Below are 24,185 nucleotides of genomic sequence, written 5' to 3'. Positions count from 1 at the left end.
GGGACCTCCTGCGGTCACCATCCTCACCACGCTTTCTTCTCGTTTGTTTGGAGCTGACCATGCGTCTTCGGAGACTGGCCGCCCTCGCGGTGCTGTCCCTCGCCGCCCTCACCGCCTGCGGTTCCGGCGGCGGCTCAGGTACGAGCGCGCTGAGAATCATGGCGCCGGCCTCGCCGGGAGGCGGCTGGGACCAGACCTCCCGCGTCGCCGGGGAGGCGCTCAAGTCCGCCGAGCCGTCCCGCAAGGTCGAGGTCTACAACGTGCCCGGCGCGGGCGGCACCATCGGCCTGGCCCAGCTCGCGGGTGAGAAGGGCAACGGCAACCTGTTGATGACCATGGGCCTGGTCATGGTCGGCGCGGTCGAGCAGAACAAGTCGAAGGTCACCCTGGCCGACACCACGCCGATCGCGAAGCTCACCGAGGAGTACGAGATCGTCGTGGTCCCCGCGGGGTCGCCGTACCAGACGCTGGGCGACCTGGTGACGGCGTGGAAGGCGGACCCGACGAAGATCGCCATCGCGGGCGGCTCCGCCGGGGGCACCGACCACATCGTGGCGGGCCTGATGGCCAAGGCCGCGGGCATCGACCCCAAGCAGGTCAACTACATCGCCCACTCCGGCGGCGGCGAGGCGCTCAACGCGCTGCTCGGCGAGAAGGTCGCGATGGGGATCTCCGGCATCGGCGAGTTCGCCGAGCACGTGAAGTCCGGAAAGCTGCGCGCCCTCGGCGTCAGCTCTCCCGAGCGGCTCGGCAACGTGGACGCCCCCACCATCAAGGAGGCGGGCCTGGACGTGGAGCTGGCCAACTGGCGGGGGTTCGTCGCGCCCGGCGGGCTCGACGACGCGGCGAAGAAGGCGCTCACCGACCTGGTCACCAAGATGCACGACTCCCCGGCGTGGAAGGACGCGGTGATCAAGAACGGCTGGACCGACGTCTTCCAGACCGGGCAGCCGTTCGCCGACTTCCTCGCGACGGAGCAGACCAAGGTCAAGGCCGTCATCGCGGAGATGGGCCTCGTCTCCTGATGCCGCCCGCAGAAGACCTGTCCGGTCCCACCGGCACCGGCGCCAGCGGTGCCGATGCCGGTGCCGGTGCCGGTGGCGCCGGTGACCACGGCACCGGATCCGAACCCGCCGCCGTCGCCCGCGTGGGCGACGGCGGCACCGGCCGTGCCCCCGGCGCCCCCGGCGCCCCCGGCGCCCCCGGCACCCCCAACGTTCCCGGTGCGCCCGGCACACCCGGCACACCCGGCACACCCGGCGACCCCGATACACCCGGCGACCCCGACGCGCCCGCGTCCCCGGCCTCCGGTCCCCTGCCGGGCTCCGGGAACGACGCGGATCCCGGAAACGACTCCGGGAACGGCACGGACACGCGCCCCGGCACGGCGCCCGAGGGCGAGACCGGGTGGTCGTGGCGGCGGCCGGAGCTGGGGCTCGCGGTGCTGGTCCTCGCGCTGGGCGCCTTCGTGATCGTCGGCACCGCCGACGTGACCGCCGCGGGCTCCGCCCTGGGTCTCGGGCCCCGGTTCTTCCCGGCCCTGGTCGGGGGGGCGATGCTGCTGGTCGGGCTGTTCTACGTGATCGACGTGCTCAGGGGAGGCCACGGCGACCCCGAGGACGCCGAGGACATCGACTCCGGCGCGCGGGCCGACTGGCGGACGGTCGCGCTGGTCAGCGTGATCTTCCTCGCCTTCGCCGGGCTGCTCGACCTGCTCGGCTGGGTCATCGCGGGCGCGCTGCTCTTCTTCGGCCTGTCCGTGACGCTCGGGGCGGCCCACCGGCTGCGCGCGGGCGTCATCGCGATCCTGCTGTCCACCCTCACCTACCTGGTGTTCGTCAGGGGCCTCGGCGTGACGCTGCCGGCCGGGCTGCTGTCCGGGGTGATCTGAGTGGAGTCCTTCCAGCTGTTGATGGACGGCTTCGCGACCGCCCTCACCCCGGTCAACCTGCTCTACGCGCTGGTGGGGGTCACGCTGGGCACGCTGGTGGGCGTGCTGCCCGGCATCGGCCCGGCCATGACCGTGGCGCTGCTGCTGCCGATCACGTTCACCGTCCCCCCGGCGAGCGCGTTCATCATGTTCGCGGGCATCTACTACGGCGGCATGTACGGCGGGTCGACCACCTCGATCCTGCTCAACACGCCCGGCGAGAGCTCCTCGATGATCACCGCCCTCGAGGGCAACAAGATGGCCAAACGCGGCCGGGCGGCCCAGGCGCTGGCGACGGCGGCGATCGGCTCGTTCGTCGCGGGCACCATCGCCACCGGGCTGCTGGTCGTCGCGGCGCCCCTGGTGGTGGACTTCGCGATCTCCTTCGGCCCCGAGGACTACTTCGCGCTGGCCGTCCTGGCCTTCACCGCGGTGTCGTCGGTGCTGTCCCGCTCCGTCGTACGAGGGCTCGCCTCGCTCGGCCTCGGCCTGGTCATCGGGCTCGTCGGCATCGACCAGCAGACCGGGCAGGCCAGGCTCACCCTGGGCATCCCGCAGCTGCTCGACGGCATCGACGTGGTGATCGTCGCGGTCGGGCTGTTCGCCCTGGGCGAGGTGCTCTACGTCGCCTCGCGGCTGCGGCACGGCCGGCCCGAGGTGGTCCCGGTCGGCCGGGCGTTCCTCGGCCGCTCCGACTGGTCGCGTTCCTGGCGGCCGTGGCTGCGCGGCACCGCGCTCGGTTTCCCGTTCGGCGCGCTGCCCGGCGGCGGCGCGGAGATCCCCACGTTCCTGTCGTACTCGATCGAGAAGCGCCTGGCGCGCGGGATCGCCCGCGAGGAGTACGGCAAGGGCGCCATCGAGGGGGTCGCCGGTCCCGAGGCCGCCAACAACGCCTCGGCGGCGGGCACGCTCGTCCCGCTGCTCACGCTGGGCCTGCCCACCTCGGCGACGGCCGCGATCCTGCTGGCGGCCTTCCAGCAGTACGGGCTGCAGCCGGGCCCGCAGCTGTTCGACCACAACCCGGCGCTGGTCTGGGGCATGATCGCCTCGCTGTTCGTGGGCAACACCATGCTGCTGGTGCTCAACCTGCCGCTGGCCCCGCTGTGGGCCCGGGTGCTGCGGATCCCCCGGCCCTACCTCTACTCGGGGATCGTGCTGTTCGCGGCGCTCGGCGTCTACGCGCTGAACTCCTCCTGGGTGGAGCTGGTCATCCTCTACATCCTGGGCCTGCTCGGTTTCGCGATGCGGCGCTTCGGCCTGCCGGTGGCCCCGGCGGTGATCGGCCTGATCCTGGGCCCGATGGCCGAGATCCAGCTCCGCCGGGCCCTGGCCATCGGCGCGGGCGACGTGACGGTGCTGGTCAAGAGCCCGATCGCGGCGACACTGCTGGTCGTCTCGCTCCTGGCGCTGTGCACGCCCCTCATCAGGAAGGTGGCCGCCCGCCGCGGCGCCTGACCGGGACCGGCCGCACCCGGATGCGGCCGGTGCATCCGACCGCGACCAGGTGCATCCGGGTGCGGCCGGGTACATCCGGGTGCGGAACTCGCGGGCACGGACCGAGGTCCGTGCCCGTTTCCGTTTCCTCACGGGTCCTCGCGCGGGCGTACGTCTCACGGGGTGAACGCGGCCAGCAGGTCGTCCAGCCCCGCCTTGACGCGCTCGACCGTCACCCCGCGATCGCGCAGGCGGTGGGCGAGCAGTGGCGCGGCCAGCGGGGCGAGAAGGGCGTCGGCGAGGACGTAGGCGTCGGCGCCTGGCCTGGCCTGGGTGACGAGCATCGACAGGTGCGCGTGATAGGCCTCGTAGGCGCCGCCGAAGCGGGCGAACGGTGCCGCCGTCTCGGCCATCACCAGCAGGTCCAGCTGTTCCACGGTCCTGTCGGCGAGGGCGTGCAGGAAGCCGCGGATGCGGGCGGGCGCGTCGGCGCCGGGTCCCAGGGGCGGCGGCCCCTCGATGAAGGCCTCCTGGAACTCGCGTTCCCGCTCGTCGATGAGCGCGTACGCCAGCCCCGAGCGATCGCCGAACCGGCGGTACAGCGTGCCGACGCCGACCCCCGCGGCGGCGGCCACCTCCGCCATCGACAGCCCCTCGACGCCGTGAGCGGCGACGATGTCGGCGGCGGCGGCGAGGATCTTCAGGCGGTTGCGCGCAGCGTCGACCCGCTCGCGGCGCGGGTTCACGACGACGTCCACGATCACAGGTTACTGGAGGCTTGTAACCGGAACCAGTTCCGCTTTATGGTTAAGCGGAATTGATTCCGCTTAAGGAGCACACCATGACACGCAAGGTCGCGCTCGTCACCGGGGGAAGCCGTGGGATCGGCGCCGCCATCGCCGTACGCCTGGCCGCCGAGGGAGCCGACGTGGTGATCACGTACGCGCGCTCGGCGGAGCGGGCGGCGGCGGTCGTCAAGGAGATCGAGGCCGCCGGCGCCCGCGGGCTGGCCGTGGCGGCGGAGGCCGCCGACGCCGGCATGCTGGTCGCGGCGGTCGAGCGGACGGTCGCCGAGTTCGGGCGGATCGACATCGTGGTCGGCAACGCGGGCATCGCCTCGTTCGGCCCGCTGGAGGAGGTGACGCTCGCCGAGGTCGACAGGGTCCTCGCGATCCACTCCCGCGCCTCGTTCGTGCTGGCCCAGGCGGCCGCCCGGCACATGGGCGAAGGCGGCCGGATCATCTGCGTAGGCAGCAGTCTCGCCGAGCGCGTGCCGTACCCGGGATGGACGCTCTACGCGATGAGCAAGTCCGCGCTCGTCGGCCTGACCAAGGGGCTCGCCAGGGATCTGGGGCCGCGGGGCATCACGGCCAACCTCGTCCAGCCCGGCTCGACCGACACCGAGATGAACCCGGCGGACGGCCCCGGGGCGGAGGAGGAGCGGCGCTTCACCGCCCTGGGCCGCTACGGCGATCCCGCCGACATCGCCGCCACCGTCGCGCACCTGGCGGGAGAGGGTGGCCGGAACATCACCGGCACCACCGTCACCGTCGACGCGGGAACCACGGCCTGATCGCCATGGCCTGGGTTCTGCTTGTCGCGGCGGCCGCCCTGGAGATCGTCTGGGCCACCGCGCTCGAACGTTCGGATGGGTTCACCCGGTTCTGGCCCGCGTTCGTCGGGGTGACGGCGGCGGTCGTGAGCTTCGTCATGCTCACCTTCGCGCTCAGGACGCTGAGCATGGGCACCGCGTACGCGGTCTGGGTCGGGCTCGGCACGCTCGGGGTCGCCGCCGTGGGCATCGCCGCCCTGGGTGAGAGCGCGTCCCCCGCCCGGCTCGCCTGCCTGGCGCTCATCCTGGCCGGCGTCGTCGGCCTCAAGCTCCTGGACGGGTGACGCGACTCCGGGCCTTCGGCCGGGCTTCACGACGGGTGGTACGACACCGGGACCCCATGACAGGGAACCGAGGAACCGGGAAACCGGGAAACCGGGAAACCGGGAAACGCGGCACCGGGGCCTCATCGCGGGGGCGCGACTCCGGAGCCGCGCGACAGGGGACGCGACGCCGGGGCTTCGTGACGGGAAACGCGACACCGAGGTCTCGCGACGGGGACCAAGGTCCCGCGACGGGGGACGGCCGCCCGGCCGTGGGGAGCCGGGCGGCCGGGCTCATCCCGGGACGGGGGTCACTCCCGCAGGGTGTCGACGGCCGGGCCGTCGAACCTCTGGCCGTCCTCCCTGGCCAGGTAGGTGCACGAAACCCATCCCGTGGTGCCGGAGGGCAGCCCCGAGGCCGACCTGGCGCCCAGCCGGAACCTGCACCAGCCATCCGTCGAGCTGAGGATCTGCCCGTAATCGCCGTAGTAGAGGTAGCCGATGACCGTCGATCCTCCGGCACTCGACCGCAGGCGCACCCCGTCGGCGACGACGACCGCGTCCACACCGGGGGCCGCCGACAGGGCGGCGGCGCCGCTCACCGGAGTCGCCTGAGCGGGAACGGCGGCGAAGGCCATTCCCGCGACGGCCGTCAATGTCACGGCGGCGAATGTGAGAAGCCTTTTCATGAACGCTCTTCCGATCGTGAGGTCAGGTCATGTCGGAGTGAAAGGTGTGACTGCAGTGATTACTGTGCAAGCCGCCAAGAATCCCGTCAATACCTATTAAATTTAGAAATATGGATTACCACATGAAAAAGGCCATTCCAATCACCGGAATCCATCCGACCGAAACAAGGCCGTCGCCGGGGCGGCCAACGTCGCGCACATCGTCCACGTGGCCGCCTACATGCCGGACGTCGGGGAAGGCATGTTCCCGACACACAAAGTCCCCGTGCCGGAATCCCTGACCGGCCTGTGGCCCGCGGAGAATCCCGACCTCAACCCGCCCGCCGCCTTCCATGACGGCGACGCGACGAATCCGGAGACCGGCGAAGCGATTTCCCGTCCGGCTCCGCAGACCGTGCGCGCCGACTTCGAGGTGGTGACACGGACCGGCCGGCGCACGACGCCGAACAGCTGCCGAGGTTATCGCGATTCACCCGTAGAATTTCGCGATACTGTCCGCGCTGAGAGAACTGTCCTCCTACGACCCGACCGTACGGGATTTCTACACCGCCGATCCGAGGAGTTCGACGAGGCCGTTCACAAAACGCTCGGCGACGAACAGGAATCAGGCTCGACGCCTTCCGACCCGGATGCCGGGGCGGACGAGCTCCGGGCGCCGGAAGGGCACTTCCCGCTCCCGTCCGGAAAAGCCGCCGTACGCCTGGACACCCGGGTACCCGGGGCACCCGGACAGCGCCATGGCGCCCGATCCCACGCGTCGCAAGCGGGGCACAAGTGGCCCACAAGTGATCATTCCTAGATTCCTCTCCATGACCGGGGGCCTGAAGACGGGGACCCGGTGACCGGCTCTCGACACCGAGGCCGGAAGACCAACGGGGGTCGCGGCGACGCGGCCGAGAGGAGTGATCATGTCGAAGATCACGATCGACGACCTGCCCTTCGAGGGCGCCGAACTGGCCGAGGCCGAGCTGGGCCAGGTGTCCGGCGGCAGGTGGTCGGTCAGCGCCTGGAAGAAGGACCTGCCGTGCGAGTGGTGGCAGTACTAGTCCACCACTGGTCCGCCGGCCCACTGGTCCGTGCGCACGACCACTCCACCTCGTACGAACGGCGGGCTCCCACGGCCTCGCGCCGCCGTACGCGGCTGACGACCTGCCCTTCCAGGGCGCCGAGCCGACGGGGGCCGAACCGGCCCAGGTGCCCGGCGGCACGCACGGGTGGATGCCGACCAGCGGCCCCGGAACTGTGCGCGGGTCCGCCTGAACAGACGGACCCACCGGCACCGGGAGCCCGGCGGTGAAACGGGCCGGGCCTTCGGCGGACGGCACATCGGTTGAACACGGCACGGCGGAACGGGAGACCCGTTCCGCCGTGCCTTCGAGACGGGACCGGGCAGTGATTCTGATCATCAGCAGGCGAGGGGACGGGGCGGTCGAGAGGGTCATGACCGCGCTCCGGCGGCGCGGCGCTCGCCTGGTGGGACCGGACGGCGACCCGGGTACCACGGCCACCACGGCCACCACATCCACCACCGCCGCGGACGGCGCCGGAACGCCGGTGCTGTGGTGGGACACCGGCGACTTCCCCGGCCGCAGCCGGATCACCGCCTCGTTCTCCGGCGGGAAGCGACGGCTGCTGCTCGACACCGGCACGGGGACGATCGACCTGTCCCGCGTCACCGCGGTCTGGCGCAGCCGGCCGAGCGCGCCCTCCGCGGCCGGCACCGTGACAGAGCCGAGTCACCGCGCGCACGTCGGCCGGCAGGCGGAGTTCATGCTGGACGGGGTGTGGAGCCTCCTGCCCGCGCGCTGGCTGCCCGGACGCCGGGCGGACGAGCTCCGCGCGCACAACAAGATCTTCCATATGGCACGGGCGATCGAGCTGGGCTTCTCCGTGCCCGACACGGTGTACACCAACGACCCCGCGGAGCTGGCGGGCGCGTACGAGTCGGCGGGGCGGCTGGTCGCCAAGCAGATCACCGCCGAACCGTTCCAGGTCGACGGTGCCGAGCACCGCGCGTTCACGACCGTCGTCACCCGCCGCCACCTGACCTCCCGGCACCGGGTGCAGCACGAGCCGGTGATCCTGCAGCCCTACGTCCCCAAGGCGGTCGAGCTGCGGGTGATCGTCGTGGGAGAGCGGGTGTTCGCCGCGGAGATCGACGCGTCGGCCTCCCGGGCGGCCAGGGACGACTGGCGGCACTACGACAACGACCGCGTCAGGTACGGCGTGCACGAGCTGCCCGCCGAGGTGGCGTCGCGCTGTGCCCGGCTGGTCGCCGACGTCGGCCTGACCTACGCGGCACTGGACTTCATCGTCACCCCCGGCGGCGAGTACGTCTTCCTGGAGCTGAACTCCAACGGCGCGTGGGGGTTCGTCGAACTGTGGACCGGGTTGCCCGTCAGCGACGCGATCGCGGGCTGGCTCATGGACGGAGGAACAGCGTGACCGATTTCGCGAAGGCCCTGCAGTCGGGAGCCTCCCTGCTCCGTACGCTGCCCCGCCGGAACTCGGGTGTGGCCGACGCCCATCGCGCGGTCGGCGAGTGGGCGGCACGGTATCCGGAGGTCCGGGCACAGCTCGTCGTCGACCGGCGTCCCGGAACCCCCGTGGTCGACTACGACCTGCTCCTCGACCACCCCGACGGCGGCACGGTCGCGCTGACCGCCCCTCCCGAGGACGGGGTGCCCTGGCTGATCGACCACTCGACGCACTGGGCGGCCGGACACCTGGTCAGCGTCAACGAGGTCGACGTGACGATCCCCCAGGCGCTGACCATGCTGCGCTCGCTCTCCCGGCGGGACGCTTCGCCGTACCAGGAGATCGTCGACCAGTGCCTGCTCGTCGAGGCCGCCGGGGACGCCGGGGACGGGGACGCGGCCGGGACCGCGCCGCTCACCGCCGCCGACCTCCAGGCCACGGCCGACGAGTTCCGCAGGGGCCGCGGGCTGCACGACCGCGCGTCGACCCTGGCCTGGATGACCGAGGCCGGCATGTCGGGCGAGCGGTTCGAGGCGTACATCACCGAGATCGCCCGCCGCCGCCGGTTCCGCCGGGACAAGGAGACGGAACTCGCCCCGGGCCACCTCGCCGCGAACCCCGGCGACTTCGCCCGGGTCAGGGCCGTGTGGGCCACCGGCGACGAGAAGGTGACCGCCGCCACCCCGACCGATCTGCTCGCCACCCTCGCCTCGCTCGGGGAGACGGTGACCTCGCCTGGGGAGACGGCGGTGACCTCGTACGGGGAGGCGATGGTGACCTCGCTCAGGGAGACGGCGGTCACCTCGCTCAGGGAGACAGCCGTGACCTTCGCGACCCGCTGGGAGGCGGAGCTGCCGGAGGCACTGCGCGGCGCCGAGCCCGGCCGGGTCGTCGGCCCGGTGGAGCTGCCCGACGGCGGCTTCCTGACCGGTGCCGTCCTGTCCAGGAGCCCGGCCGCCGGCGACGCCGAGACACTGGCCGCCGCCGGACGCGCCGCGTTCACCGGCTGGCTCGCGGAGCGCCGCGCCGCGGCCACGGTCGAGTGGCACTGGTCATGATCGATCCGGACAGCACCCAGGCCGTCCCCGCGTCCGGACGGCACAGGGTCAGGCACTGGGAGGACGCCGAGGGGTACCGCACCCGGCCCCCCTACGCGCCTCCCGCCGCCGCCCAGCCCACGGCGGCCACTCCCGCCCCCTGCCCGCCACCTCCGACGGCCGGTTCCCATCCCCACCCACAGCCCCCGGCGGCCGCCTCCGATGCCCGTCCGCAACCCGCACCATCCGCTCCCGGTGCCCGTCCGCAACCCGCACCGCCTGCTTCCGGTGCCCGTCCGCGGCCCGCGCCGTCCGGTTCTCCCGCCGAGAGCGGCCGGGGACGGCTCGTCTACCGGGAGGAGGCGATGCGCCGGCACGTCGAGGCCCGCGCCGCCACCCGGATGCCGCTGGTGATCAGCGGCCCGTCGTTCCTGCTGCTGTGGATCGCGGTGGCCGTCGTCCTGACGGCCGGTGCCGCGCTCGTCGTCCTCGCGCTGGGAGCGGGCGGATGAGGCGTCGCGTACCGGTCCTGATGCAGAACACCTCCACCGAGTGCGGCGCGGCGTGCCTGGCCATGGTGCTCTGCCACCACGGCCACCGCACCACGCTGCACCAGGTGTCCGAACGGCTCCAGGTCGGCAGGGACGGGCTGAGCGCCAAGGCCATCGTGGAGGGCGCCCGCGAGCACGGCCTGAAGGCACGCGCCTTCTCCCTCGCGCCCGAGGACCTGGCGCGCGTGCCGCTCCCCGCGGTCGCGCACTGGGAGTTCAACCACTTCGTGGTGGTCGAGCGCTGGTCACCCGACCGGGTGGACGTCGTCGACCCCGGCCGGGGCCGCCGCCGCCTGACACCGGAGGAGTTCGGCGCCGGGTTCACCGGCGTGCTGCTGGTCTTCGAACCCGGCGAGGGGTTCCACCGCGGCACGTCCTCGATGGCGAGCGCCTGGCGCCGCGAGTTCGTCCGTACCCTGTTCCGGCGCCGCCGCGGCCTGCTCGCGCAGGTCATCGCGGCCTCGCTGCTGCTGCAACTGCTGGGGCTGGCCCTGCCCCTCCTCTCCCAGCTGCTGATCGACAGGGTCATCCCGTCGCGGGGAGCGGACCTGCTGCCCCTGCTGGGCGGGGCCGTGCTGCTGGCCGGGGTGGCCCAGTTCGTGATCGGCTACCTGCGGGCGGCGCTGCTGGTGGCCGTACGGGCCCGGGCCGACCAGGAGCTCACCGAGGGGGTGATCGGCCACCTGGTGACGCTGCCGTACCGGTACTTCGCGCAACGCGGCAAGGGGGACCTGCTCACCCGGGCCGCCAGCGTCTCCACGCTGCGCGACATCCTCACCGGCCAGATCGTGGCGGCACTCCTCGACGGCCCGCTGGCCGTCGGCTACCTCGTGCTCGTGTACGTCTGGGACCCCGTCTTCGGGGTGGCGCTGACCGGGGTGGTCGTGGCCCAGGGGCTCCTGGTCCTGGCCACCACCCGCCGGATCAACCTCCTCACCCAGCAGGAACTCACCGCCTTCTCCGCGTCGCAGAGCAGCCTCATCCAGGCGATCACCGGCATCGAGACGCTGAAGGCGTCCGGCTCCGAGAACCGGGCGGTGGAGCAGTGGTCGGCCCACTTCACCCAGCAGCTCAACGCCGATGTGCGCAGCGGCCTCACCCAGGGCCTGGTGGAGGCCGCGCTGTCCGCGATCCGGGTGGTCGCCCCGCTCGGCCTGCTGTGGCTCGGCACCTGGCGGGTCCTCGACGGGGAGCTGACCGTGGGCGCGCTCATCGCGCTCAACGCCATCGCGCTCGGCGCGCTGATCCCGCTGGGCTCGCTGATGACCGGCCTGCAGAGCCTGCAGCAGGCGGGCGCGCACTTCGACCGCCTCTCCGACATCCTCGCCTCGGAACCCGAGCCCAGCGACGGCATCGAGGTGCTGCGCCTGCGCGGCGCGGTGGAGCTGCGCGGTGTGAGCTTCCGGCACGACCCCCGTGGCCCGTGGGTGGTGCGGGACGTCTCGGTCTCCATCCGTCCGGGGCAGAAGGTCGCCCTGGTGGGTGCCTCGGGGTCGGGCAAGAGCACGCTGGCCAGGCTGCTGCTCACCCTGCACACCCCGGTGGAGGGCGAGATCCGCTACGACGGCGTTCCGGCCTCCGAGCTCAACCTGCGCACCCTGCGCCGCCAGTTCGGCGTGGTCGGCCAGGAGTCCACCCTGTTCAGCGGCTCGATCCGGGAGAACATCGCCCTGAACTCCCCCGACGCGCCCCTGGAGCGGGTGGCCGCCGCGGCCCAGGTGGCGGCGCTGCACGAGGAGATCATGGCCATGCCGATGGGGTACGAGACGATGCTGACCGACGGCGGCGGTCTCTCCGGCGGCCAGCGCCAGCGGCTCTCCCTGGCCCGCGCCCTCCTGCCGCGGCCGAAGATCCTGCTGCTCGACGAGGCCACCAGCAACCTGGACAGCGCCACCGAGGCGACCATCGAGTCCAACCTGTTCTGGCTCACCCAGACCCGGATCGTGATCGCCCACCGGCTGAGCACGATCCGGGACGCCGACCTGATCCTGGTGGTCGACTCCGGCCGCGTCGTCGAACGCGGCACCCACGACGAGCTGATGGCCGTCGGCGGCAAGTACGCCGAACTCGTCGCCGCCCAGGCCACCCCCGCCTGACCCCGTTTCCCATAAGGCGCGAAATCACCACAAATTACCCCAATTTTTGAGGTAACGCAGCCTAATGGTCCGTGCTTACCAACCTGTGGTTAAGTGCCCAACCACCCGGCATTCACGAAAAGGCCAGAAGAATCGCGGATCGCGTCATCCGAGCGGACATCCAGGGCGTCCCCTATGCACCCTCTGTCCCAGGAGTACCAATGGCGAATCAGTACGGCCCACAGGATCCGCACCAGCGACCGTACGGGCAGCCACCACCCCCGCAGAACGGTTACTCCCAGCAGTATCAGCAGCCCTACGGCCAGCCCTACCCGCCACCCGGTCACGGATACGAGCAGCCCTACGGCCAGCCTTATCCGCCGCCCGGCCAGGGATACGGATACGGATACGGCGAGCCACCGCGCAAGCCTGGCAAGGGGGCCGCGTTCTGGCTGCTCGTCGCCTGCGCGCCCATCCTGCTGCTGTTCGGATGCGTCGCGGCCGTCGTCAGCGCCGGCGACGACACCACGGTGACGACGCGAAAAGACCGGCCGACCGCCGCCCAGTCGGCTCCTGTCGCGGAAACCGAAGCGGAAACCGAGAAGGCGCCGACCCAGGAGCCAGAATCCAAACCTTCGACGGCGACCGTAGGTGGCACGATCACACTGAGAGGCATCGAATCCGATCTCCAGGTCGCCGTAACCCTCGAAAAGGTCGTCGAGAACGCGACACCGAAAGTCGACTTCTTCAAGCCGAAAGACGGCAGTCGCTTCTTCGCGGTTCAACTGACCCTCAAAAACACCGGGCAGCAGGCTTACAGCGACAGCCCGTCCAACGGCGCCATGTTGATCGACACCGAGGGCCAGCAATACCGATCGACGTTCGGCGACGTACAGGAGGGCGTCTCGTTCGCCGGGTCCGTCACGATGAGCAGCGGCGACAGCCGCAAGGGGGTCATCGTCTTCGAGGTCCCCAAGACCACGAAAATCGAAAAGCTTCAGTTCGCGTTGAACAGCGGATTTGCCGATCACACGGGCGAGTGGCTGACCAAATAAAAGCATGTCAGCGAGGCGCCGATCCTGCGGAAAGCTCCGCCCGACAGGATCGGCGCGTTCACCGAGGCGCTGTCGGCAGGGGGAACGGTTTGTCCGCGGTTCTCGCCATCGGCCCGGAGGGGGCCCGTGATTGCGGTCCGGACTCCCGATAGGTCATCATGGCGGGCATGACCTACAGGAAGGGCGGCCACCGCCCCAGCCGGTGAACCCCGGCACCTGGAAGCTGGGCGACGATCCCCTCGGCGATCACCCCACCTTCCTCGCTCACGCACTCGCGATGTCCCTGCGGTACGGCCCCGGCCCGTGGCCCGAGGACGCTTACCGGCTCCCCGATGACCAGCCTCGCCCCACCGGCGACGAGCCGTTCATCACCAGCGTCGTCATGGACGGCATCCAGAGCCATCACTTCGGCGTCAAGCCGGACGACGACGCCGTCATCGAGATCGCCGACCTGCTCGGCAGGCTCGTCACCGACGATCCCGCCCACGACGACCTCCTGCGGCTGCACGATCGGCTCGGCACCGTGTCAGCGCTCGGTATCGCCGACGGTCTCGTCGACCAGATACGGCGACGACGGCTCCCCAGGGACCGGATCGGCGCGGTCGGACGGCATCTGGCCGAGTACGGCACCCGCCGTGACGCCGTCAAGATCGGCCTTGTGCTGCTCGGCGCCTGCGGGGACGAGCGGGACCGGGAGCTGCTGCTCCTGCTCGGCACGCTGGAAGAGCTCACCCTGTACGCGGTGGTCGCCCTGCAGCGCACCCAGCCCGACCGCCGGCGTGCCACCTACGAACTGGCCCGCCGGGTGCGGGACTGGGGGCGCGTCCACGCGGTGGAACGACTCAAGGGGTGCGACGATCCGCAGATCAAGGACTGGCTGCTCCGCGAGGGTTTCCGCAACGGGATCATGAACGAGTACCTGGCCCACCTCGCGGCCACGACCGGCGACCTGTACTCGGCCCTGCTGGAACCGGACGTCGACGACGCCCTGCTCGACGGCGCTGCGGACATCCTGGCCGCCCTGGCGCTGGGCGGCCCGGCCGAGGACATGGGCGACTACGCCGACGCCGTACCGGCCATGCATCGCCTCGCCGACCTTCTCGTCGGCGGGCGGGCCACGCTCGGCAGGCTGGACGCCGCACTGAGAATCCTGGCCTTCCTGCGCGAGCCCGGCGACGATTCGCCCTGGCCCTCGGACATGATCGCGCGACTCCGCCACCGCTACGAGGAACTCGTCGCTCAACCTCGGTGGAACGACCTCGTCCTGGAGTGCCTGGCCGATCCGCACCATGCCGATTTCAGCCACGCGATGTGGGCCGCCGACAAACTCAACCTGCCGGTGGTCCCGCAGATCATCGCCCGCCTGAAGATCGACCCGTTGGACGAGTTCGCCTGGCGGCACGCCATCGGGCTCGCCACCGCCGAGGAGGCCGGACAGCTCGTCCACCTGGCCGGACGACTCCTTCCCCTGACCGATCTGGCTGACATTGCCGATGGGCCGGGGGATCACCTCGGCCTCGGCGAGGAGTACAGGCCGGATCGAGCGCTGGAGTCCGTCGTGAGCGGGCTGGAGTCCTTCCCCGGCATCGGGCTGGCACTGATCGAGGTGGCACTGCGCAACCGGGTCACCAGGATCCGGCGCGCGGCCCTGACCGCGCTGACCACCTGGCCGGCCTCAGCCGTACCGGACGAGGCGAGAAACCTGGTGAGGCGGGCGGCATCGGTGGAACCGCACGAGGAGACCAGGACCGAGATGATCGATTTCCTCCGACGTCACCCCTGACCAGCTGTTCCCATGACATGCGAAGGCCCCGGACGTAGCCTGAGGTCGTCGAGACCATTACGGAAACGTGCGGGGCCTGCTCATGCGTGATGACGGTGCGAACACCCCCGCCGAAGAGCGAATCGGGCGGCGGATCGCCCAGGCCCGCAAGCTACGCGGCCTGACGCAGCAGCAGCTCGCCGATCGCGTGCCCTGCTCCAAGAGCCTGATCGCCCAGGTCGAACGAGGGCACAAACCGGCCACGCAGGCTCTCGTCACCGCCGTGGCCCGAACTCTGCGGATCGGGCTCGGCGAGCTGACAGGCCAGCCGTACCTCGATCCCGAGGCGCGCGAGAACCAGGCTCACCAGTGCGTTCCCGAGATGCGGCGCGCGCTCCTCGCGTGGGATCTGCCCGACGAGGACATCTCGCCGCCGTCGATGGAGCGGCTTCGGGCGGACGTTCGTCGCGCGTCCGCGCTGGGCAGGCAGGCCCGGTACACCCAGCTTGGAGAGATGCTTCCGGGTCTCCTGGAGGAGTTGACGCGAGCCGCGCACGTCAGCGAGGGCGCGCGGCGCGACGAGCTCTTCGGGCTGCTGTCCGAGGCGTACACCGGGGTGACGGCGATCGCCTACACGCTGGGCTACTTCGACCTGCGAAGCTCCGCCATGGATCGGGTGGCGTGGGCGGCCCGGGCGTCTCAGGACCCGCTGCGCGTCGCCCGCACGCAGTGGCAGCGTTCGACCCTGTTCCTGGCGACGGCCACCTATGACAAGGGCCTGATGCTTCTTAAGCGGGTTCGGCGAAACATCGGTGAGGACCTCGGCCGCCTGGCTCCCGCCGAGCTGAGCGTGTACGGCGCCACTCACCTCCGGTCCGCGATCTTCGCCGCCCGCGCGGCGGACCGGCAGACCGCGTTCGACCACATCGAGCACGCGCGCGAGGCCGCCCGCGTGCTGGGCGGGGACGCGAACCACTACGGTCTCGAATTCGGGCCCTCCAACGTGATCATGCATGAGGTCGCGGTCGCCGTTGAGATGTACGACGGCGGCGAGGCGATTCGCCGCGCCCGGCTCGCCACGCTCCCTTCGACGGTCGCGCCGGTCCGTCTCGGCCACCACTACATCGATCTGGCTCGCGGCTGGCTCTACCACGGCGATCGTCAGAAGTCCCTGGAGACGCTGCTGGCCGCCCGCCGTGTCGCACCCCAGCAGACGCGCAACCATCCGATGGTCCGTGAAACCGTCCGGATGCTGGTCGACCTGGAACGGCGGCGCTCCCGGAGCCTCAGCGGCTTCGTGAGCTGGCTCGGCCTGCCGTAGCAAGGGCGGGTTTCACAACCCGTGATACTTCACCGCCCCTCGCGGCCGTGACGCTTTGTACATGCATCGGAACACGGAATCACCACACGCGCCGAGTGTCGAGGATCCGCCCCTGCTGAGCGAGGACCAAGCCGACGCGCTCGCCACAAGCATCGGCCACGCGTTCCCGCCCTGGAGAATCTGGCGGGCAGGCGGCATCTGGTACGCCACCGGCCCGTGCCCGGTGCCGGGTTGTGTGTGCACCCGTACCCTGCACGCCCGCCCCGAGCGGCCTGTGCCACCAACTCGACGAGCACGAACGGCGAGTCCGGACCCGGCGGGAGGTTTCGCGATGACGAGCCGGGAGAATCCAGCCCTCCGAGGATCACAGTTCTCCGAGGAGGCGGCGGAACTGGCCGAGCGTCGGCTCGCCGCGCTCCGGCAGGCCTACCCCGGCTGGGACATCGTCTGCGTGACCGACCTCGGCGTCCCCATCTGGTACGCCACCCTGCGGGCCACCGTCACCCAGCGGCAGAGACAGGCCGGGGTCCGGGAGACGTTCATGCGCTTCTCCCCCGAGGATCTCGCCTCGGAACTGTCCGTCCAGGTCGAGAGGCCGCACAGCGCGCGGGCCCGGCACACCTTCACCGCCCCCTGAACAGCCGCGACGGCACGGACCTCTCCGTGCGTCGTCGTACCGAACTCCCACGAGCGGTGGTGCGGACGACCAGGGGCCGCTCGCGGGTCACACGCGACCGGACGGCGCTCCGGGCCTGGCGCCGTCGTGCACCGGTCGCGGCGGTGCCCCGGTCAGGAGGGGCGGGGCACCGTTCACATCACCCAGCCGGGCATGTCCGTTTCCCGGGAGACCCGAACGCGAGCGCGGACCCCACCGGGGCGGCGGGGTCCGCGCGAGCCACACGTGAAACCTTCGGCGTGAGTTTCCCGGAAACCTCACACTCGGGCCACCCACAAGCCCTTCGCGTGGACTGTCCGGAGACGCCGAGGCTTACTCCGAGACGCCGAGGCGCTCCAGGATGAGCTCGCGGGCGCGGCCCGCGTCGGCCTTGCCCCTGCTGGCCTTCATGACGCCGCCGACCAGGGCGCCGACCGCGGCGACCTTGCCGTTGCGGACCTTTTCGGCCGCGTCGGCGTTGCTCGTCAGGACCTGGTCGATGATCTCCATCAGCTCGCCCTCGTCGTTCACGATCTGCAGGCCGCGGGCGGCCACCACCTCGTCGGGAGAGCCCTCGCCGTTCAGCACGCCCTCCAGCACCTGGCGGGCCAGCTTGTCGTTCAGCGCTCCCCCGGCGACCATCGCGCACACCCTGGCGATCTGGTCGGGGGTGATGCTCAGCGCGCTCAGCGGGAGCCCGGCCTCGTTGGCGCGGCGGGCCAGCTCGCCCATCCACCACTTGCGGGCGTCCGCGGGCGGGGCGCCCGCGGCGACCGTCGCCTCGACCAGGGAGATGGCGTCGGCGTTGTGCATCGCCGCCATGTCCAGGTCGGACACGCCCCACTCCTGCTGGAGCCGCTTGCGCCGCGCGCCCGGCAGCTCGGGCAGGGCGGCCTTGAGCTCGGCGACCCACGCCGGGTCGGGGGCGATCGGCACCAGGTCGGGCTCGGGGAAGTAGCGGTAGTCCTGCGCCTCCTCCTTGGACCGTCCCGAGGTGGTGGTGCCGGTGTTCTCGTGGAAGTGTCGGGTCTCCTGGATGATCCGGCCGCCGTCGGCCAGGATCGCGGCCTGGCGCTCGATCTCCCCGCGCACCGAACGCTCGACGCTGCGCAGCGAGTTGACGTTCTTGGTCTCGGTGCGGGTGCCCCACTCCGAGGAGCCGCGCGGCATGAGGGAGACGTTCACGTCGAAGCGCATGGAGCCCTCCTCCATGCGGACGTCCGAGACGCCGAGGCCGCGCACCAGCTCGCGCAGCTCGATGCCGTACGCGCGGGCGACCTCGGGGGCGAGCCTGTCGGTCCCCGGGATCGGCTTGGTGACGATCTCCACCAGCGGGATGCCCGCCCGGTTGTAGTCGACGATCGAGTAGTCGGCGCCGTGGATGCGGCCGGTCGCGCCGCCCACGTGGGTGGACTTGCCGGTGTCCTCCTCCAGGTGGACGCGCTCGATCTCGATCCTGACGGTCTTGCCGTCGACCTCGACGTCGAGGTAGCCGTCGAAGCAGAGCGGCTCGTCGTACTGGCTGATCTGGTAGTTCTTCGGCATGTCCGGATAGAAGTAGTTCTTCCGGGCGAAGCGGCACCACTCGGCGATGGAGCAGTTGAGCGCCAGGCCGATGCGGATGGTCGCCTCGATCGCGGCGGCGTTCGCCGTCGGCAGCGAGCCGGGCAGCGCCAGGCACACCGGGCAGACGTGCGTGTTCGGCGGGGCGCCGAACGTGGTCGGGCAGCCGCAGAACATCTTCGACGCCGTGCCCAGCTCGACGTGCGTCTCCAGGCCCAGCACCGGCTCGAAGCGCTCCAGCGCCTCGTCGTACGGCATCAACGTCTCAGCGCTCACTGTCGTTCACCACTTCCTGCTCCATAGAAAACGTCATAGATAACCAAGTCCCTTCAACGCGTTCCTCGTCTCGGCCACCCAGTTCGCGTAGGCGGGCACCTGGGCCAGAACGGCGAGGTCGATGTTGCGTCCTATGTACTCGAAGTAGTCGCGGGCCGGCTTGCCGCGCCGGGGGACGGTCGTGGCCAGCACCCCGGCGGGGTCGGAGATCCTCTCGACGTCGCGGGGCCGCGCCGGCAGCCTGCTGAGGTCGCTGCCCTCCAGTTTCGCCCACGCGCCGGGGTCGGCGAGCAGCCAGCCCTCCGTCTCTCCCAGCCCGATCACCGGCACCAGGTAGTGCGAGTGGTAGCGGACGCCGTCTCTGCGGCGGCGCTCCCGCTCGTCGTCGTGCGTGAAGAGCAGGTGGCAGTCGGCCGCGAGCTCCTCCAGCGCGGTGACCAGGTGCTCCCGGTCGCAGGAGACGACCTCCGTCGCCTCGACGTCGACGGCGTACGGCGACATCCAGGTGAGTTCGCGCAGCTGCCTGGAGATCACGATGCCGAGGAAGCCCTCGTCGGCCTCCCCCTCAGCGATGAGCCCCGGAACCAGCGGGCGGCTGCTCATGCGGCCGCGCCCAGGTATTTGCGGACCTGCCGGGGCGAGACGAACGTGCCCGGCTCGCCGTCCGGCTGGATCGGCTTGGCCACGGTCACCCGCGACACCCGGTCGTTGTCGGGGTCGACGCGGACCGCCGTGTCGAGGAACGTCAGCGCGTCCGGCTCGGTCCGGTAGACCTCCGCGACGACGATCGGGGACTGGCTGGTGAGGATGAGCTGCCGCAGCGGCTCGGGCCCCCCCGGCACGGTGATCCGGCGGCGCACCCGCCGGAGCAGCTCGCCGAGACGGGCCGGATGGACGCCGTTCTCGATCTCCTCAACCAGCAGCGTGCCCGGATGGTCGGGATCGTGCAGGGCGGCGAGCAGGCCGAGGATCCGCAGGGTGCCGTCGGACAGCAGCGCCGCCGGAACCACCCCCTGGCCGTCGACGAGCAGGTCGAAGGAGCACTCGCCGCGCTCGACGCGCGGCACCAGCCCGACGACGTCGGGGACCACTCCCGCGAGGTCGGCCGCGAGGTCGGCCAGCGCCTCCGTACCGGCCATCCGCCCGAGGACGGCGGCCAGGTTCGAGCCGTCGGCCGCGAGCGGCCCCCGGTTCGCCGAGGGAGAGCGTCGGCGCATCGCCGCGGGCGACGGCGAGTAGCGGCGCCACGACTGGACCGTACGGCGAGGCGTGCCCTCGGGGTCGGGGTCCTCGACCATGAGCTCCAGCAGCTCGTCGGGGATCCGCTGGACGACGTGGCTCACGACGGCACCGCTGGACCGGGGGATCTTCAGCACCATCTCCGCGCCCACGTCGAACCTGATCGGCACCACGGAGCCGGGCTCCGGGGTGACCAGCGCCTCCACCGAGACGACGAACCCCGGCACCGCCGAGCCGTGGGCCACCCGGTGGAACTGCTCGCCCGGCAGCCCGCGGGTCGCCCCGAGCAGCCCGCCGGAGCCCTCGATCTCGGCCGCCACGAACCCCACGGCGTCGAAGAGGTTCGACTTGCCGCTCGCGTTGGGGCCGACCAGCGCGAGGAAGGGCGGCACATCGAGATCGAAGCTCAAGAAGGACTTGAACCCGTCGATCTCGATCCGAGTGATCATGCCGCCGTTCTCCCTGTCACCTGTCGCCCCCTCGTCCTCGCCCCGAAACCCCGGAAAAGCCCTACAGCTCCGGGGCTCTGGACAGCAGGTCGCCGCCCCACCGGCTCCGCAGGGCCCTCTCGACCGCGGCGCCGACCCGGTAGCAGCGGTCGTCGCCGAGCACCGGGGCCATGATCTGCAGACCGACCGGCAGGCCGTCCTCGTCCGCCAGGCCGCACGGCACGGAGATGGCCGCGTTGCCCGCCAGGTTGGTCGGGATGGTGCACAGGTCGGCGAGATACATCGCCATGGGGTCGTCGGCGCGCTCTCCGATCGGGAACGCCGTGGTGGGCGTCGTCGGCGAGATGAGCACGTCCACCTGCTGGAAGGCGGCCTCGAAGTCGCGCGCGATGAGCGTGCGGACCTTCTGCGCCTGACCGTAGTAGGCGTCGTAGTAACCGCTGGACAGCGCGTACGTGCCTAGGATGATGCGGCGCTTGACCTCGGGGCCGAAGCCCTGCGCCCGGGTGAGGGCCATGACCTCCTCGGCGCTGCGCGTGCCGTCGTCGCCGACGCGCAGGCCGTAGCGCATGGCGTCGAAGCGGGCCAGGTTGGAGGAGCACTCCGAGGGGGCGATGAGGTAGTACGCCGGGAGGGCGGTGGTGAACGACGGGCAGGAGACCTCGAAGACCTTCGCGCCCAGCGACTCCAGCAGCTCCACGGACTCGTGGAAGCGCGCGAGCACGCCCGCCTGGTAGCCGTCGCCGCCGAACTCCTTGACCACGCCGATGCGCAGCCCCGCCACGTCGCCGTTGCGGGCCGCCTCGACGACCGAGGGCACCGGGGCGTCGACGGAGGTGGAGTCCATGACGTCGTGCCCGGAGAACGCCTCGTGCAGCAGCGCCGCGTCGAGCACGTTGCGGGCGAAGGGGCCGGGGGTGTCGAGCGAGCTGGCGAAGGCGATCAGGCCGTAGCGGGACGAGCCGCCGTAGGTCGGCTTCATGCCCACGATGCCGGTGACGGCGGCGGGCTGGCGGATCGAGCCGCCGGTGTCGGTGCCGGTGGACAGCGGGGCCTCGTACGCGGCGACTGCGGCGGAGGAGCCGCCGGAGGAGCCGCCGGGGATGCGCGACAGGTCCCACGGGTTGTGGGTGACGCCGTACGCCGAGTTCTCGGTGGAGGAGCCCATCGCGAACTCGTCGAGGTTGGTCTTGCCGAGGATCACCAGCCCGGCCTCGCGCAGGCGGCGGGTCACGGTCGCGTCGTACGGCGGCTTCCAGCCTTCGAGGATCTTCGATCCGGCCGTGGTCGGCATGTCCCTGGTGGTGAAGACGTCCTTGTGCGCGATCGGCACCCCGGCCAGCGGGCCGAGCTCCTCGCCGGCGGCCCTGCGGGCGTCGACGGCGCGCGCCTGCTCCAGGGTCGTCTCGGCGTCGATGTGCAGGAAGGCGTTGACCTTGGGCTCGACGGCGGCCATCCGGTCGAGGTGGGCCTGGGCGACCTCGACGGCGGAGACCTCGCCGCTCGCGATCAGCGCGCCCAGGTCCGCGGCGGACTTGTGGATGAGGCTCATGCTTCCTCCCCGAGGATGCGCGGGACGCGGAAGCGGCCGTCCTCGACCGCCGGGGCGCCGGACAGCGCCTCTTCCGGGGTGAGGCTGGGGCGTACCTCGTCGGGGCGGTAGACGTTGGTGAGCGGGAGCGCGTGCGAGGACGGCGGGATGTCGTCGGCCGCCACCTCGGCGACGCGGGCGACCGCACCGATGATCACATCGAGCTGGGCGGCGAAGTGGTCGAGCTCCTCGTCGGCCAGCGCCAGCCGGGACAGCCGGGCGAGGTGAGCGACCTCGTCGCGGGTTATGGCGGACATGAGTCGTTGAACCCGTTTCGTGGAATGGCAATTGGACACTGTCATCCTATGGCTCGCGACCTGAGGGTCCCGACTCATTAACACTGCCGCAACCAAGCGAAGATCTCTTGCCCCCGCGAGCAGACCGCCCCCGGCCCGCTCCCGCCCCACCCCCGGCCCGCCGACCCCGCAGGAAGCGGCCCCGGAGCCATCGGCGCGGGCCCGGACGGGGCCGTGATCACGCTCCCGATGGGCACCCGGCCATGAATCGTTTCCCGGCGCGACTCCGGCGACGGACGGATACGGCGGTGGACACCGCCTCCGTGCCCTGGTCCGGATCGACGTCCTGGTCCGGGCCATCGGTCCTACGGTCTTCACCGGCTTCGGGAAAGATCACCGACTTCGTTCCGGCCGCGATGGAAGTAGGAGCGTACTTCTAAGAAGTACGCTCCTACTTCTACTGGCGATACTATCGCGCGCGATAGTATCGCCAGTAGAAGTATTCCGAGCAAGGAAACCCCTACTACACGTACATATCGGACATCCCAATCGTGCGGACGTCATTTTCGGCCCGAAGTGTCGGCTCGAATCCGGCGGCGCTGTAACAGGCGAGCACGGTGTTCCGGGTGTCGTACCCCTTCCGGGTAAGCAGTTCTTTCGCGCGGCGCAGCCTTTCCACATGCCGCTTCCCCATGACGTCTCCCCATTTGGCCTCCCCCAGGGACAACACCTTGCGCGGCTCGCCCGGGATGGCGGGAGCGAAGACCACGACGTCCACCTGGACCTGGGCCTTCTGGACAGGATCGGTCAGGGTTCCCGCCCCGACCTCACCCGGCAGACCACCGAAGACGGGTTCGACGAGAGCGAAGTGCCGACACAGTTCCTCGAAGTGCGGGCCCATGATCTGGGACTGGAAGCGTGCTTTCGCGTCCGCCCAGACGGGCCGGGCGCGCCCGCTCTCCAGCAGTCCCCACCGGGGACGCATGACGACCTGGTAGAAGTTGATCAGGGGTTCCGCTATCCGGTAGACAGAACGGCCCGGGTGGAAGACATCCGGCTCACGACGAAGCAGGCAACTGTCTTCCAGGACATTGAGATGGTGGCCGATGTCGGTCGTTTTACGGCCGATATAGCTCGCGATCCCGCCCCGGGTGTTGTTACCTGCGGCGACGGAGGCCAGCACGGAATGATAGAGCGCGGTCTCGCGAATGTCCGTCTCCTCCTCAAGGAGGTAGCGCGCCTCGCGGAACAGCGGCGTGCCCGGGTCCAGGACGGTGCGTACCACCCAGTCGTCGAAGTCCTCGGGGGACGTGGGCACGTCCCCGTTGAGGAATCGGAGGTAGGCGGGCGTCCCGCCGACCACCGCGTGGACTCGGGCGGACAGCGCGGGATCGCTCAGTTTCCAGTACTTGGCTGCGAGTGGATAGTCGAAGGGGCGCAGTACCAGTTCAAGGGTCGCGCGACCGCGCAACGGCGCGTCCCCTGACAGGAGCCCGCCCATGACCGACATCGCGGAACCACACAGGAGAAGCGACAGACGCCCGCCACGGGAGATCGCACGATCGATCTCTCTCTGCACGATGGAAGGCAGGGCGGGCGATACCTTGCTCAGGTAGGGAAACTCGTCGATCACCACGGGTCGGCCCGACTCATCGGCGATGGCGAACATCTGGGTGATCGCCTCGTCCCAGTCGGCGAACCTGGTCGGGACGGGCCTTCCCGTGTAATTCCACAGCGCGGTCGAGAACATGTTCAGCGCCTCGGCCTCTGTCGCCTCCGTCGCACTGAAGTAGAAACCGCCTGTCTCGCGGGTCAGCGCCTCAAGCAGGAATGTCTTGCCCTGCCGACGACGACCGCTGACCACGCCGAACTGAACGGATTCGGCACCCCGCGCGGCGAAGGACGCGAGGTGCCGCCACTCGAACTCCCGAGCGAAAATCCTGTCGGGCTTGGGGATCAAGGCGACCTC

General features: G+C 70.9%; 23 protein-coding genes. 15 read left to right on the top strand and 8 right to left on the bottom strand.

What is annotated here, in order from left to right:
• The first annotated feature begins 59 nt into the window (after positions 1-59).
• The 3 genes from ACFFRH_RS31180 to ACFFRH_RS31170 are packed head-to-tail and all read left to right on the top strand — an operon-like array spanning position 60 to position 3,385.
• Positions 60-1,025, top strand: a complete 966-nt coding sequence (locus tag ACFFRH_RS31180) for a tripartite tricarboxylate transporter substrate binding protein (RefSeq protein ID WP_344749294.1) — start codon at positions 60-62, stop codon at positions 1,023-1,025.
• Positions 1,025-1,891, top strand: coding sequence for a tripartite tricarboxylate transporter TctB family protein (locus ACFFRH_RS31175; RefSeq protein ID WP_344749293.1), 867 nt, complete (start codon positions 1,025-1,027; stop codon positions 1,889-1,891). Before ACFFRH_RS31180 ends, ACFFRH_RS31175 begins: the two co-directional genes overlap by 1 nt.
• Positions 1,892-3,385, top strand: a complete 1,494-nt coding sequence (locus tag ACFFRH_RS31170) for a tripartite tricarboxylate transporter permease (RefSeq protein WP_344749292.1) — start codon at positions 1,892-1,894, stop codon at positions 3,383-3,385.
• 155 nt (positions 3,386-3,540) lie between these two features.
• Here ACFFRH_RS31170 and ACFFRH_RS31165 read toward each other — a convergent pair whose 3' ends face one another.
• Entirely contained in the window at positions 3,541-4,122 is a 582-nt protein-coding gene (locus ACFFRH_RS31165; protein WP_386161154.1) for a TetR/AcrR family transcriptional regulator, read from the bottom strand.
• Positions 4,123-4,205: 83 nt separating this feature from the next.
• On the opposite strand from ACFFRH_RS31165, the gene ACFFRH_RS31160 reads away from it, so the two are divergent.
• Positions 4,206-4,937: an SDR family NAD(P)-dependent oxidoreductase gene (locus tag ACFFRH_RS31160; protein WP_386161153.1), complete on the top strand. Its 732-nt coding sequence runs from the start codon at positions 4,206-4,208 to the stop codon at positions 4,935-4,937.
• 5 nt (positions 4,938-4,942) lie between these two features.
• Positions 4,943-5,260: a DMT family transporter gene (locus ACFFRH_RS31155; RefSeq protein ID WP_386161152.1), complete on the top strand. Its 318-nt coding sequence runs from the start codon at positions 4,943-4,945 to the stop codon at positions 5,258-5,260.
• Positions 5,261-5,550: 290 nt separating this feature from the next.
• Here ACFFRH_RS31155 and ACFFRH_RS31150 read toward each other — a convergent pair whose 3' ends face one another.
• Positions 5,551-5,901, bottom strand: coding sequence for an SH3 domain-containing protein (locus ACFFRH_RS31150; protein ID WP_386161151.1), 351 nt, complete (start codon positions 5,899-5,901; stop codon positions 5,551-5,553).
• A gap of 235 nt (positions 5,902-6,136) precedes the next feature.
• Here ACFFRH_RS31150 and ACFFRH_RS31145 point away from each other — a divergent pair, with 235 nt between their 5' ends.
• The 10 genes from ACFFRH_RS31145 (at position 6,137) to ACFFRH_RS31100 (ending at position 16,844) form a co-directional block, all read left to right on the top strand.
• On the top strand, positions 6,137-6,727 hold the full coding sequence (locus ACFFRH_RS31145; protein WP_386161150.1) for a hypothetical protein: 591 nt from the start codon (positions 6,137-6,139) through the stop codon (positions 6,725-6,727).
• Between the two features lie 109 nt (positions 6,728-6,836).
• Entirely contained in the window at positions 6,837-6,974 is a 138-nt protein-coding gene (locus tag ACFFRH_RS31140; protein WP_386161149.1) for a putative ATP-grasp target RiPP, read from the top strand.
• Between the two features lie 346 nt (positions 6,975-7,320).
• The gene (locus tag ACFFRH_RS31135; RefSeq protein ID WP_386161148.1) at positions 7,321-8,373 is read left to right on the top strand and encodes an MvdC/MvdD family ATP grasp protein; all 1,053 of its coding nucleotides are present in this window, start codon (positions 7,321-7,323) and stop codon (positions 8,371-8,373) included.
• Complete coding sequence (locus ACFFRH_RS31130; RefSeq protein WP_386161147.1) at positions 8,370-9,464, top strand: TIGR04500 family putative peptide maturation system protein; 1,095 nt, start codon at positions 8,370-8,372, stop codon at positions 9,462-9,464. The genes ACFFRH_RS31135 and ACFFRH_RS31130 overlap by 4 nt, the downstream gene beginning before the upstream one ends.
• A complete protein-coding gene (locus ACFFRH_RS31125; RefSeq protein ID WP_386161146.1) occupies positions 9,461-9,955 on the top strand; it encodes a hypothetical protein in 495 nt (164 codons plus the stop codon). Before ACFFRH_RS31130 ends, ACFFRH_RS31125 begins: the two co-directional genes overlap by 4 nt.
• Positions 9,952-12,090, top strand: a complete 2,139-nt coding sequence (locus ACFFRH_RS31120) for a peptidase domain-containing ABC transporter (RefSeq protein WP_386161145.1) — start codon at positions 9,952-9,954, stop codon at positions 12,088-12,090. Before ACFFRH_RS31125 ends, ACFFRH_RS31120 begins: the two co-directional genes overlap by 4 nt.
• A 200-nt stretch (positions 12,091-12,290) precedes the next feature.
• On the top strand, positions 12,291-13,124 hold the full coding sequence (locus tag ACFFRH_RS31115) for a DUF4352 domain-containing protein (protein ID WP_386161144.1): 834 nt from the start codon (positions 12,291-12,293) through the stop codon (positions 13,122-13,124).
• A gap of 202 nt (positions 13,125-13,326) precedes the next feature.
• Complete coding sequence (locus ACFFRH_RS31110; RefSeq protein ID WP_386161143.1) at positions 13,327-14,907, top strand: hypothetical protein; 1,581 nt, start codon at positions 13,327-13,329, stop codon at positions 14,905-14,907.
• 82 nt (positions 14,908-14,989) lie between these two features.
• Entirely contained in the window at positions 14,990-16,207 is a 1,218-nt protein-coding gene (locus ACFFRH_RS31105; RefSeq protein ID WP_344743778.1) for a helix-turn-helix domain-containing protein, read from the top strand.
• A gap of 331 nt (positions 16,208-16,538) precedes the next feature.
• Positions 16,539-16,844: a hypothetical protein gene (locus ACFFRH_RS31100; protein WP_344743777.1), complete on the top strand. Its 306-nt coding sequence runs from the start codon at positions 16,539-16,541 to the stop codon at positions 16,842-16,844.
• 351 nt (positions 16,845-17,195) lie between these two features.
• On the opposite strand, the gene gatB is transcribed toward ACFFRH_RS31100, so the two are convergent.
• From gatB to ACFFRH_RS31070, 6 genes are all read right to left on the bottom strand, one after another.
• Complete coding sequence (gatB, locus tag ACFFRH_RS31095; RefSeq protein ID WP_344743776.1) at positions 17,196-18,701, bottom strand: Asp-tRNA(Asn)/Glu-tRNA(Gln) amidotransferase subunit GatB; 1,506 nt, start codon at positions 18,699-18,701, stop codon at positions 17,196-17,198.
• Positions 18,702-18,734: 33 nt separating this feature from the next.
• Positions 18,735-19,304, bottom strand: coding sequence for a hypothetical protein (locus tag ACFFRH_RS31090; protein ID WP_344743775.1), 570 nt, complete (start codon positions 19,302-19,304; stop codon positions 18,735-18,737).
• Complete coding sequence (locus ACFFRH_RS31085; protein ID WP_344743774.1) at positions 19,301-20,389, bottom strand: AAA family ATPase; 1,089 nt, start codon at positions 20,387-20,389, stop codon at positions 19,301-19,303. Before ACFFRH_RS31085 ends, ACFFRH_RS31090 begins: the two co-directional genes overlap by 4 nt.
• Before the next feature lie 61 nt (positions 20,390-20,450).
• Entirely contained in the window at positions 20,451-21,941 is a 1,491-nt protein-coding gene (gatA, locus tag ACFFRH_RS31080; protein ID WP_344743773.1) for an Asp-tRNA(Asn)/Glu-tRNA(Gln) amidotransferase subunit GatA, read from the bottom strand.
• A complete protein-coding gene (gene gatC / locus ACFFRH_RS31075) occupies positions 21,938-22,237 on the bottom strand; it encodes an Asp-tRNA(Asn)/Glu-tRNA(Gln) amidotransferase subunit GatC (RefSeq protein WP_329085297.1) in 300 nt (99 codons plus the stop codon). The genes gatA and gatC overlap by 4 nt, the downstream gene beginning before the upstream one ends.
• A gap of 502 nt (positions 22,238-22,739) precedes the next feature.
• Positions 22,740-24,176: an ATP-binding protein gene (locus ACFFRH_RS31070; protein WP_344743769.1), complete on the bottom strand. Its 1,437-nt coding sequence runs from the start codon at positions 24,174-24,176 to the stop codon at positions 22,740-22,742.
• Between the last annotated feature and the right edge of the window lie 9 nt (positions 24,177-24,185).

It is taken from the genome of Streptosporangium vulgare, assembly GCF_042428775.1.
GTDB lineage: Bacteria > Actinomycetota > Actinomycetes > Streptosporangiales > Streptosporangiaceae > Streptosporangium > Streptosporangium vulgare.
Note: the sequence above shows the minus strand (reverse complement) of the source record. Positions and strands in the feature narration are given on the sequence as shown.

Excerpts from the sequence above, each read along its gene's own strand:
- ACFFRH_RS31180 (WP_344749294.1), top strand. The coding sequence starts at position 60 with ATGCGTCTTCGGAGACTGGCCGCCCTCGCGGTGCTGTCCCTCGCCGCC.
- ACFFRH_RS31175 (WP_344749293.1), top strand. The coding sequence starts at position 1,025 with ATGCCGCCCGCAGAAGACCTGTCCGGTCCCACCGGCACCGGCGCCAGC.
- ACFFRH_RS31160 (WP_386161153.1), top strand. The coding sequence starts at position 4,206 with ATGACACGCAAGGTCGCGCTCGTCACCGGGGGAAGCCGTGGGATCGGC.
- ACFFRH_RS31155 (WP_386161152.1), top strand. The coding sequence starts at position 4,943 with ATGGCCTGGGTTCTGCTTGTCGCGGCGGCCGCCCTGGAGATCGTCTGG.
- ACFFRH_RS31140 (WP_386161149.1), top strand. The coding sequence starts at position 6,837 with ATGTCGAAGATCACGATCGACGACCTGCCCTTCGAGGGCGCCGAACTG.
- ACFFRH_RS31125 (WP_386161146.1), top strand. The coding sequence starts at position 9,461 with ATGATCGATCCGGACAGCACCCAGGCCGTCCCCGCGTCCGGACGGCAC.
- ACFFRH_RS31120 (WP_386161145.1), top strand. The coding sequence starts at position 9,952 with ATGAGGCGTCGCGTACCGGTCCTGATGCAGAACACCTCCACCGAGTGC.
- ACFFRH_RS31115 (WP_386161144.1), top strand. The coding sequence starts at position 12,291 with ATGGCGAATCAGTACGGCCCACAGGATCCGCACCAGCGACCGTACGGG.
- ACFFRH_RS31105 (WP_344743778.1), top strand. The coding sequence starts at position 14,990 with ATGCGTGATGACGGTGCGAACACCCCCGCCGAAGAGCGAATCGGGCGG.
- ACFFRH_RS31100 (WP_344743777.1), top strand. The coding sequence starts at position 16,539 with ATGACGAGCCGGGAGAATCCAGCCCTCCGAGGATCACAGTTCTCCGAG.
- ACFFRH_RS31090 (WP_344743775.1), bottom strand. The coding sequence starts at position 19,304 with ATGAGCAGCCGCCCGCTGGTTCCGGGGCTCATCGCTGAGGGGGAGGCC.
- ACFFRH_RS31085 (WP_344743774.1), bottom strand. The coding sequence starts at position 20,389 with ATGATCACTCGGATCGAGATCGACGGGTTCAAGTCCTTCTTGAGCTTC.
- gatA (WP_344743773.1), bottom strand. The coding sequence starts at position 21,941 with ATGAGCCTCATCCACAAGTCCGCCGCGGACCTGGGCGCGCTGATCGCG.
- gatC (WP_329085297.1), bottom strand. The coding sequence starts at position 22,237 with ATGTCCGCCATAACCCGCGACGAGGTCGCTCACCTCGCCCGGCTGTCC.